This is a genomic window from Rhizobium sp. 10PS4 (assembly GCF_032464805.1).
Lineage (GTDB): Bacteria > Pseudomonadota > Alphaproteobacteria > Rhizobiales > Rhizobiaceae > Rhizobium > Rhizobium laguerreae.
In genome coordinates this window covers 89984-100793 of sequence record NZ_JAWDIW010000001.1, presented here as the reverse complement: position 1 = coordinate 100793, position 10810 = coordinate 89984, and the positions used below count along the sequence as shown (strand labels likewise).

Below are 10810 nucleotides of genomic sequence, written 5' to 3'. Positions count from 1 at the left end.
CAATGCTCAGGCGAGCACTCTGCCACGCTCAAGCCACAGATAGGCTGCAGCCGTCCAAGAAAAGCCGAGGCCGCCGCAACCTTCGCCGGTGACCGGATCGAAATATTCGGCGAAACCTTCCGTTTCGATCGCTGTGACGGTCGATTTCCGCAGGTCTTCGGCCACATCCGCATGGCCATTGCGCCTGAGTCCGTCGATCAGCAGCCAGTTGATGATCGCCCAGGCGGGGCCGCGCCAGTAGCGCTTCGGCTCCCAGCTGGCGATGCCGGGTTTGGTCGTGGGGAAGGCAACTTTGAGATCCTTGGACCAGGCCTTCATTTCCGAGACCAGGGCGTTCGCAACCTGCTTGTCGAGGTCCAGCGAGAGGAGGGGGATGAAGCCGGCTTGCGTGGCGGCTTCGACATCTTCGCCGGAGATCAGGTCGCGCGAGACGAAGCGGGCGAGGTCCGGCCGCCACTGGGCCATTATCGCCGTACGGCTGCGGTCGTTGAAGGCAGCGATCTCGATCGCGTCCTCTGTCCGGCCAAACAGGCGGGCGAGTTGTTCCAGATCTTCGCCCGCCTTGAGAAGGATGGCGGTCGTCTGGATCTCGGCGACCTTGAAGGACGCCTTTTCCCATTGTTTCGCCGGATCCCAACCACAGGCGGCATAGGTATCGACCAGATGAATGAAGCGGCGGTAATCCTCGTCGCGCGGGCGCATGTCGGCATCCACATGACCGATATCCTTACGCACGACAGGCGTGTCGGTTGTGACGGGCACGCGGGCAAGCGCGATGTCCCAGGCGGGAGAATTGTCGCTGCCGCTTTCCCAGGGATGCAGGAGTGCTACGAGCCCCGTGCCTCCAGGGTCGCGGGCGGAATACCACCAGCGGTGCCATTTCAGCGCCGCCTCGTAGAGGGGCAGGGTGCGCGTCTCGTCCTCCTTGCCGGCGACCTCATGCAGCTTGCGCAGTGCGATCGCGAAGACCGGCGGCTGGGTTATCCCGGAGGTCGGGATCGTATGATTTGTGCGCCAGACGGTCGGCCCCGGGAAATAGGTTTCGCTTGGCGCGTGGAAGACGATATGCGGGATCATTCCATCCGCCCACTGGCCCTCGACCAGCCGCTCCAACTCGCGATAGGCGCGGCCGGTATCGTAGAGCGCGAAGCCCATGGCGACGAAGGCGGAATCCCAGTTCCACTGGAAGGGATAGAGCCGCTCGGTCGGCACGGTATAGCCGCCGCGATCGTTCTGGGCGAGGATGCGCTTCGCCTGGTCGATATGCGTGTTCATTCTGGATGCTCCGGTATTCTTAGGCCAAAACGGCCGGAAAGGACTTGCCGCTTTCGGGCGAAAGCCAGGTGATGCGCTTTTGGTCGAGCTTTAGGCCGATCGTCTCGCCGCTCTTCACGGTCTCCGAAGCCGGCAGGATGACGCGGACCGGCTGGTCATGGATCGACCCAGTCAACAGCAGATGCGAGCCCATCGGCTCGGCAACGCGAACCCGCATTTCGAGGCCCTGCGGCAGCGACGCGAGTTCGACGGCCTCGCCGCGCAGGCCGAGGATGATTTGATCGCCGGATTCCTGCGGCGCCACGAGCCGTTCGGCGCCTACGGCCACCTGGCCGTTCGAAACCGGCACCTGTATGAAGTTCATCGGTGGATTGCCGATGAAGCCGCCGACGAACCGTGTCGCAGGGTGATTGTAAATCTCGACCGGATGACCGACCTGCTCGACCACGCCGCCATGCATGACGGCGATGCGGTCGGAAAGACCCATCGCTTCCGTCTGGTCATGGGTGACATAGATTGTCGTCGTGCCTGCCGATTGCAGCACGGTCTTGAGTTCGGTGCGCATTTCGAGGCGGAGCAGCGCGTCGAGGTTCGAAAGCGGCTCGTCCATCAGCAGAACCTTCGGTTCGACGGCAAGGGCGCGAGCGACCGCAACGCGCTGGCGCTGGCCGCCGGAAAGCTTGTTCGGGTAGCGGTCGAGATATTGCTCGATATGCAGGAGGCCGGCGGCCTTCTCGACCTGCGCCTTCACGCGTGCGTCGTCGGCCTTCTGCATCCGCAGCCCGAAGGCGACGTTTTCGTAGACCGTCATATGCGGAAAGACGGCATAGTTCTGGAAGACCATCGCAAGCCCGCGATCCCGGGGTGCCAGGCCGATCACCGACTTGTCGCCGATACGGACATCTCCCGATGTTGCCGTCTCGAGGCCGGCGATGATGCGCAGCAGCGTGGTCTTGCCACAGCCGGACGGACCGAGCAGCGAGACGAATTCGCCGTCGTTGATCGTCAGCGAGACCTCTTTCAGCGCCTGGAAGGCTCCGAAGCTCTTGCGGATGCGGTCGATGACAATATTGGCCATATCGATGGTCCCGTTATTTGGAGGAAATGCCCCAGATCGCGAAGAGGTAGCGCCTGACCGCGAAGATGAAGACAACCGAGGGAAGGATGAGCATCAGGCCCCCGGCAAAGCGGTAATGCATCGGGCTTTCCGAAAGCACGGTCAGCAGGTAGGCGGTCAGCGTGCGATTGCGCACCGTCAGCACCGAGGCGGCAAAAACCTCGTTCCAGGAGATGACGAAGGCAAAGACCGCGGTCGCGACGATGCCGGGCAGAGCGAGTGGCGCCACCACCTTGAAGAAGGCCTGGATGCGGGTGCAGCCGAACACCCAGGCGGCTTCCTCCAATTCCCTGGGCACGCCGAGGAAAATGCCCTGGGTGACAAGAGCCGCGAAAGGCAGCGCCAGCACCGTATGAATAAGGCCGACGCCGAGGATCGTATCGTAGAGGCCGAGCCGGATGAAGGAGACAGTCAGCGGCAGCGCCAGGATTGCCAGCGGAAAGGCGCGGGTCAGCAGCACCAGAAGCCGGTAGCTGTCCTTGCCGCGGAAATCGTAGCGTGCGAGCGCGTAACCCGCCGGCGCGCCGAGCAGGATCGAAAGCGCCACCGTAATGCCGGCTGCCCCCAGCGAATTGAGGAAGGATTGCACGACGCCTTCGGTCTTCAGGAAGAGAATGAAGGGCTCCAGCGACAGACCAGTCGGCAATCCCGTCTTCGGCCAGACATAAACACCCTGGCGGCCGCCGAGTGCGCCGAGCGCCACCAGATAGATCGGCACCAGCACCCAGGCGCAGAGTGCGGCGATGCCGCTCCAGAGAAGCCAGCGCCGCGAGGAGACGAAGCCGGCGGCGTTGGGGGTGTCCGCGGTCGTGCTTATGATGTCCGTGGTCATGGCAGGCGCTCCGGATCGACCTTCAAGGCTTTGAGATAGATGAGCGTGGCGGCAAGCGAGATGATCATGATCAGCACCGCGTAGGCGGCGGCGACGCTGTAGTTCTGGTTCTGGTTCTGCCAGTTGTACGCCTCGCCGACGAGAACCGGGAAATTGCGCCCGCCGAGCGCATAGACCACCGCGAAGACCTCGAAGGCGAGCACGGTGCGCAGGATGAGCGCCGATTGCAGGGCGGGGCGGATCAGCGGCAGGGTGATGCGCCAGAAGCGCGTCCACGGACCCGCGCCGAAGATTTCGGCGGCTTCCTTGAATTCCTTCGGCACCTGGTTCAGACCGGCGACGATGATGACCATGACGATGGCCGTGCCGCGCCAGATTTCGGCAACGGCGATCGCGAGGAAGAGCGCGACCGGCGTCTGGTAGGAGAGCCAGCTTGCCTGCCTGCCGATGATACCGAGGCCGAAGAGCAGCGAATTCAGATAGCCGGTATTCTGCAGGATCGACAGCCAGACGAGGCCGGCGGCGAGGTCGGAAATGCCAAGCGGGATTGTCCAGATCCACAGGATCGTCTCCCGCCCGCGGCCGACCTTGGCAACCATCGTGCCCATGGCAAGCGCAATGGCGATCTGCACCGGCACGACCGCGATCGTCAGCAGGAAGGTGTTCTTCACCGAGCGGGTGAAATTGATGTCGGTGACCATGCGCTCGGCATTTGCGAGCGATGGCGCGCCATTGTCCGAAACCGCCAGCCAGATCGTCTGCACCAGCGGCACGACGAAGAGCAGCGCCAGGAAGGCGACGGATGGCAGGATCAGCAGATAGGGCATCCAGGGTCGGCTGTTGGTCATCGGCTCCGGCCTTGAAGAGCAGAGTGTCGGAAGAGCGCCCGGGCATCTCGCCCGGACGCTTCATGGGCGGATTTATTCGACCGGGCAGGGTCCGTCGCTCTTGGCGTCAGGCGCCCAGCAGGCAGCCTTCGTGTCAGTCATCAGCTTGGCCATCGTGGCGCCCTGGGCCTTCAGAACGTCGGCGACGGGCTCGTTCTGCAGCACGATGCGCTGGAAACTGTCCATGTAGACCTTGTTGAACTCGCCGCCCTTGTCACCAAGGCCGACCGGGAGCAGCGAGATGACTGCGTCCTTGGAAGCCTGGGTGGCGGTGACCGCACCGGCGAGCAGGGCGACGCCGGCATCGAGATCCGGCGGCAGCTTGACGTTCAGGGTCGGGAAGAAGCCGACCTTGGAGGCGGTCAGGAGCTGTGTGTCCGGCATGGAAAGGTGTTCGATGATCTTTTCTGCGCCGGCCTTGTCGGGCGCGCCCTTCGGGATTGCGAGACCGGCAACGACCGGCATGTAGCCGCGACCCTTCGGACCCGCAGGAGCCGGGAAGACGACATAATCGTCAGGTGCTGCAGAAATGGCATTCTTCAGGCGGGCGATATGGTCCCAGGCGACCATGACTTCGCCGGCTGCCAGCGGCTCCTGCATGAAGTCGTAGCTGGTCGAGTTCGGCGTCACATAGGCCCATAGCGCCTTCAGCTTCTCCCAGCCTCCGGCCGCATCCGCACTCTGGAAGGTGCGCACGACACCTCCCGTAAACGACGGATAGAAATAGCCCTGGAAGTAACGCGCCATCAGCCCCTTCGGGCCGGCCGGGAAACCGATCTGCGGCTGGCCCGTCGCCTCCTGCATGTTCTTGCCCCACGTGATCAGCTGATCGTAGTTCAGCGCGTTCACGTCGGCGCCGGCCGGCAGGTATTGCAGGGCTTCCTTCTTGGCGGCCATGACATAGGTCGCCTGCATCCACGGGATATACTGCTGGGTCGACTTGCCGAGCTTGCCGAGGTCGAGCAGCGACTGCGGCATGCCACTCGCTGCCAGCTTCTTGGCGAGATCGTCGAGCGGTTCGAGCGTGTCCTTGTCGGCAAGCGGCGAAAGCTCGCCATGCAGCGCACCGACGAGGCTGACGGTGTGCTTGCCGGCCTGGCGTTCGGCTTCCATACGGACGGCAAACTGCGGCGGCTCCTCGACCACGTAATCGACCGGGCCGACGTCCTTCAGGAGTTCTTCGCGGACGACGGTCGCCTCCTCGATCGGACGAAGCTGGGTGGACACGAAAACCGTCTGGGCAAGCACCGGTGAGGCGAAGGCCAGCACGGTGGAAGCCAGAATTCCAAATGACATGATATGTTTCATCTTCTCCTCCTTCATTGTTCTTTGTTTGAGATGCACTGCTGTCTATGCCGCTCTAAGCGGACGGCGATGGCTGTCGCGATCGACGAATTCGATCGCGTGAAGCTCCTGGAGTTCTTCGGCGGGTTCGCCGCCGATGGCGCGCAGCAGCAGCGAGGCGAAGCTCGCGCCGAGGTGTTCGCCGGTCATGCGCATGGTCGAAAGCGGCGGGCTGGTGAACGCGCCCATCGGCAAGTCGTCATGGCCGACAATGCTGATCTGGTTGCCGCCATCGACCTCGCGCAGCGCGCGGAGTGCCCCGATCGCCATTTCGTCGGTGGCGCAGACGAGTGCGGTCGGACGCGACGGCTGGCGCAGAAGTTCGAGTGCTGCGAGATAACCGCCCTGCTCCAGCGGCGCGCCTTCGGCGCAGAGATCGGTCGCAAGGCCGCATTCCTCCATCGCCGCCCGCCAGCCGCGGCAGCGGTCATGTGCGAAGTAATATTCCTGCGGGCCGGCGATATGGCCGATGCGGTGGTGGCCGGAGGCATGGAAGCGCAACGTCGCGGCCCGGAAGCCGGCAAAACCGTCGCCATCGATATAGGGATGGGGCATCAGGCTTTCTGTGCGGCCGTTGGTGACGAAGGGGATGCCGCGCGACTGCAGGAATTCGACGCGCTCGTCCTTCCGCTTGGTGCGGACGAGAAGCATGGCATCGACGCGGCGGCCATCGACGAAGCGGCGGCAGATGTCGAGCTCGCTCTCGCCGCGCGGTACCGGCGCAATCACCAGATTGAGGCCGGCAGCAGCAAGATGTTCGGCGCAGCCTGACAACATATCGAGGAAATGCGGGGGGCCGATATGACCAGGATCGCTCGGCAGCGTGACGGCAACCAGTTCGGCGCGCTGCTTGCGGAGGCGGCGGGCCGAAGCATTCGGCCGGTAGCCGACCTTGTCGGCAGCCTCGCGAACCCGCTCGCGCGTAGTGGCCGACACATCGGCATAACCGTCGAGCGCACGCGACACCGTGGTGATCGACAGTCCCAGCGATTGCGCGAGCTGTTTGAGATTGGCCAAAGATCTTCCTCCCGAAGTGACAAAAAGATTCTCCAAAACGTTTTGGGAGTCAAGCCAAAACGTTTTGGAAATCCTGCGATTCGCTCTGGCTGGGTAAAAGCGCGGGAGCTGCAGGAGACAGCTGAGAACGCAACAGGGCCAAGCCCTGCCAATCAGAGGCGCGCCGGGCAGGCGCCAATCAGGGCATCACACCCGTTCACAGCCCGGAACGGCTGTTCCACGAGCAAAAGGAGATGAGTCCCACGATCGATTATTCAAGGCCTGCGTGAGCCGATCGACCCTGCCTCGGGTCTGGACTTTCTAACTCCGCTTCGAGGCTCGGTCGCTGATGGCCCGCGAGGTGCGTTCATTCGATCAAAATGTAATCAACGGCGTAACCTGATTTGAAAGTCGGTTTGGTACGGAGAGTCTCCTTCCGGGAAGTGACGTCATGATCCTTGAGTTGCAGAATGCCATTCTGGAAATGATTGCCAAAGGGGAACCGCTGGCAGCAACGATCGAGCAACTTTGCCTCAAGGTTGAGGCCGCCGTTCCTGGGATCATCGCTTCGGTGCTGACGTTCGACGGGAGCCGTCTTCACACACTTGCTGCACCCTCCCTTCCGCCTGATTATTCAGCGGCCGTTGACAATCTTGAAGCCGGTCCTCTTGCGGGCTCCTGTGGCGCCGCTGCCCATTTCGGAGAAGCGGTCGTTGTCACCGATATCGAGACCGATCCTCGTTGGCAGGACTTCAAATCCCTGGTCCTTCCGCTGGGGTTTAAGGCTTGCTGGTCCAGCCCGATCAAGCGTGGCGAGCGGGTGATTGGTAGCTTCGCCTTCTACTATCGAGACCACCGTGGTCCAAAGGCCCTCGAACGGGACCTCGTCGAGGCTTGTGTCCATCTCTGCACAATCGCCATCGATCGCGAAGAGCGGGTGATGGAACGTCAGCGGCTGACATATAGCGACGCCATGACGGGACTGTCGAATCGCGCTCGTTTCAACCAGCTTCTCGCCGAAGATCTGCCTCGATCCCGGCGCGCCTGGGGCATCCTGCTTGTTGACATCGACAACTTGAAACTCGTGAACGACACGTTCGGGCACGCAGCCGGCGACGCATTGATTCAAGTGGTCGCAGACCGGATCGCCGCAACAGCAGGCGCCAAAAACACGTTTAGGCTTGGTGGAGATGAGTTTGCTGTCATTGTGTCGGACGACAAAGACCTTGATCTGAATGCGAGAGCATCCGACATCCTCAAAGCACTGTCTTCTCCTTCAACGTGCGACGGTCATGTCGTCTTTCCCGCCGCCACGATTGGCGGCGCGTTGGCGGAGACGGAAACAAACCCTGACCAGATCCGTCAGAACGCCGATGTGGCGCTCTATCATGCGAAAGAACACAATCGCGGCCGCTACGTGCAACACTATCCCGGCCTGGGCACCGCCCTGACCAGACGCTTCAGGGCGGTTCGCGATGTGGGTGTCGCCCTGGAAGACGATCGGATCGATGCGCATTACCAACCGATCTTGCGCCTCGATACACGGGAAATTGTAGGTTTCGAAGCCTTATGTCGAATGACCACGCCTTCCGGCGAAATCATAGCTGCAGCGCATTTCCATGAGGCGACGAAAGACGCGCATATTGCTGCTGAGCTGACCCAACGGATGTTGCTGAGGGTCGCGAGAGACATCCGCAGCTGGCTCGCCCGAGGCCTTCCTCTCCAGCATGTCGGCATCAACCTGTCCGCCGCAGATTTTCGCGGCGGTAATCTGCAAGACAGGCTGTGCCGAATTTTCGGGGAAGCAGAGGTTCCTCTCAAGCACATCATCCTCGAAGTGACGGAATCGGTTTATCTCGGGCAACGGGACTATGTCGTAGCGGACGAGATAAAGGCTCTTCGGTCCAAGGGCTTGCGGGTTGCCCTCGACGACTTTGGCACGGGCTACGCGTCTTTGACCCATCTGCTGACGGTGCCGGTCGACATTATCAAGATCGACAAATCCTTCATCGACCGAATGGTGCCGGGCGATGCTGGGACCTTCATCGTCGAGGGCCTGATCGGAATAGCTCGCAAGCTCGGAATCCGGGTCGTCGCGGAGGGGATTGAAACAGAACCCCAAGCTGCTCAATTGAGCAGGCTGGGCTGCAAGCTCGGACAAGGCTATCTGTTTTCGAAAGCAGTCGATCGAACGGTTGCCGCGGCCATTTTAGAGCAGCATGGACAACGGCTCAACCAAGACAAGACCCGTGCCGGAGCCCTATAGCCTGAGCGAGGTTTTCGCGCTCGGGCCGGCACCGGATACCTGAGACAACGCTTGAGTACCAAGACTATTTTTGAACGGATCAGAGATGCGAAAACGGATACATGTCAGCCAGCTGCGGGTAGGAATGTATGTCGAGGACGTCGAAATTGAGGGAGAAGACAGGACACGCCGGTTCAAGCCTTTCCTGATCTCGGCCGCCGGTCAGGTCGAGAGTTTGATGGCAAACCGCCTGATGACTGTCGTTATCGACGTCGGAAAAGGCGCGGATGTCGACGCGGGTGCACCACAGGATATCGACCGGGCTGCGTTTGACGCCGAGCTTCGTGCCGTGTTTTCGGCCAAGGATATCAAGCAGGCAAGGGAGTGCGTCGAGGATACAAGACCGCAGATCCGTCAAATGCTTGCCCACGCCAGGATCAAAGCCGCGTTCGCCAGTGATGTGGCAAGCGCAGCCGTGGAGCGGATCATGTCGGCAGCCTTCGACAATGCCGGTGCGCTGATCGCAGTCGCAAAGCTGAAGGAAAAGGATGAGCTGACGTTCCTCCACTCGCTGGCGGTTAGTGCATTGATGATCACCCTAGGGCGCAGCCTCGGTCATGGAGAAGAGGAGGTACGGGTCCTGGGATTGGGCGGACTGGTTCACGATCTTGGAAAAATGGCGCTGCCGGACGAAATTTTAACGAAACCCGGCAAGCTGACGGCCGAGGAAATGGATCTTGTCCGAGGGCATCCTCAGCGGGGATATGAGCTGGTTTCCCATGTCGCGCATGTCCCGAAGCCGGTGCTCGACATTTGTCGCTACCACCACGAAAAATTCGATGGCTCGGGCTATCCTGGCCGGCTCGTCGGAAAGAAGATCCCTTACGTCGCCCGGCTTGCGGCGATTTGTGACGTTTACGAAGCGCTGACCACGATCAGGCCGTATAAGCGCGCCTTCTCGCAAGCAGAGGCGATCAACATGATGATGAATTCGCCGGGCCATTTCGATAGCCAGCTTCTTTCCGCATTCGTGTCAAAAATGGTGATCAGCGGCACGCTCCACTAAAGCGGTTTTTGCCGTAAGGCGCATCGTATCGGCTGCAACTCTGCTCCGGATCGGCGTTATTTCGGCAGCGGAGGCCAGGGTCAAAAGAGCGATCTCTCCTCGCCGGTTTGAATCCCATCAAGGCGCCGGAGTGTTCTTGGAGTTTACCGCTTCCCGGAAATGACGGGGGGTCGTACCGGTTCGCTCCTTGAAAATCTCGTAAAAGCGACTGCTGGAGCCAAACCCGCAGTCAAAACCGATCTGCAGGACCGGATCGTCCGTGTCCGTCAGCAGCTGCATCGCGCGGGCAATCCGATGTCGGGTCAGGTATTCGTTGACTGATATTCCCAAAACCTTTCGGAAAGCGCTGTTGGCGGTGCTTGGATGCATGCCCGCGAGTTTTGCGAGATCGGCTACGCTCACCGGATCAGCGTAGCGGGAATTGATGAGGTCGATCAGCAGCTCGACGTGGCGCACCGCGTGGCCGGCCAACGATGTCGGAGAGACATGTGTTGGCGAATTGTCGCTTTCAGCATTGTCCAGAATCAGACGTCGTATTCGCAGTCGCGCTTCCTCCACGACCAATTTCCGTCTGGCCGCACTGCCGCCCTGCCATTCCTTTTCCCATCGTGGGAGGGTCAAAGCATCCATCGTTTCCTGATTTCCCTGCGCCAGAAATCTCCCCTGCATGATCGACTGCCTTGCCTTTCTGTCCACCGGCAGACCCAGAAAATCGACAAGGGGAAGATAGAGGCATACGAGCGGCGCGTTTTCGGCAACAGCGATCGTCTGATGGGGAATCGCGGCCCAGAATAGAACTAGGCGGCCGGCCTCAACCTGTTCCCGCCTTCCATTGAAAAGGTAGGTCATCTGACCTGCCATCAGCAGGTTTAATTCAACGTGGTCGTGCCAATGCGGTGCGGCCATCGCATCAGCGATGTGACGCTCGATCAGGAACTCCCCTCGGGAGCCAATCCATTCGCCGCGGCTTTGGGTATGTTTCATGCGTCCAAGACTCGAATTCCGGAATTAATAGGCCGATGCCGGGAGGAAATTCTGACCTAGAAGG

General features: G+C 61.1%; 9 protein-coding genes. 2 read left to right on the top strand and 7 right to left on the bottom strand.

Annotation, left to right across the window (positions count from 1 at the left end):
- Positions 1-6: 6 nt before the first annotated feature.
- The 6 genes from RWJ89_RS00480 to RWJ89_RS00455 form a co-directional block, all read right to left on the bottom strand.
- Positions 7-1275 (bottom strand): MGH1-like glycoside hydrolase domain-containing protein, encoded by a 1269-nt coding sequence (locus RWJ89_RS00480; RefSeq protein WP_316029667.1) that lies wholly within the window; start codon positions 1273-1275, stop codon positions 7-9.
- Between the two features lie 19 nt (positions 1276-1294).
- A complete protein-coding gene (locus tag RWJ89_RS00475; RefSeq protein WP_316029668.1) occupies positions 1295-2353 on the bottom strand; it encodes an ABC transporter ATP-binding protein in 1059 nt (352 codons plus the stop codon).
- A 13-nt stretch (positions 2354-2366) separates the two neighbouring features.
- Positions 2367-3224, bottom strand: a complete 858-nt coding sequence (locus tag RWJ89_RS00470) for a carbohydrate ABC transporter permease (protein WP_168281445.1) — start codon at positions 3222-3224, stop codon at positions 2367-2369.
- Complete coding sequence (locus tag RWJ89_RS00465) at positions 3221-4072, bottom strand: carbohydrate ABC transporter permease (RefSeq protein ID WP_316029669.1); 852 nt, start codon at positions 4070-4072, stop codon at positions 3221-3223. The genes RWJ89_RS00470 and RWJ89_RS00465 overlap by 4 nt, the downstream gene beginning before the upstream one ends.
- A 72-nt stretch (positions 4073-4144) precedes the next feature.
- Positions 4145-5419, bottom strand: a complete 1275-nt coding sequence (locus RWJ89_RS00460; RefSeq protein ID WP_316029670.1) for an ABC transporter substrate-binding protein — start codon at positions 5417-5419, stop codon at positions 4145-4147.
- A 42-nt stretch (positions 5420-5461) separates the two neighbouring features.
- The gene (locus RWJ89_RS00455) at positions 5462-6472 is read right to left on the bottom strand and encodes a LacI family DNA-binding transcriptional regulator (RefSeq protein ID WP_316029671.1); all 1011 of its coding nucleotides are present in this window, start codon (positions 6470-6472) and stop codon (positions 5462-5464) included.
- Positions 6473-6902: 430 nt separating this feature from the next.
- Here RWJ89_RS00455 and RWJ89_RS00450 point away from each other — a divergent pair, with 430 nt between their 5' ends.
- Together RWJ89_RS00450 and RWJ89_RS00445 are read left to right on the top strand one after the other, a co-directional pair.
- Complete coding sequence (locus RWJ89_RS00450) at positions 6903-8717, top strand: putative bifunctional diguanylate cyclase/phosphodiesterase (RefSeq protein WP_316029672.1); 1815 nt, start codon at positions 6903-6905, stop codon at positions 8715-8717.
- A gap of 85 nt (positions 8718-8802) precedes the next feature.
- Complete coding sequence (locus RWJ89_RS00445) at positions 8803-9762, top strand: HD-GYP domain-containing protein (protein WP_168281461.1); 960 nt, start codon at positions 8803-8805, stop codon at positions 9760-9762.
- Positions 9763-9879: 117 nt separating this feature from the next.
- Here RWJ89_RS00445 and RWJ89_RS00440 read toward each other — a convergent pair whose 3' ends face one another.
- Complete coding sequence (locus tag RWJ89_RS00440) at positions 9880-10746, bottom strand: helix-turn-helix domain-containing protein (protein WP_316030402.1); 867 nt, start codon at positions 10744-10746, stop codon at positions 9880-9882.
- Between the last annotated feature and the right edge of the window lie 64 nt (positions 10747-10810).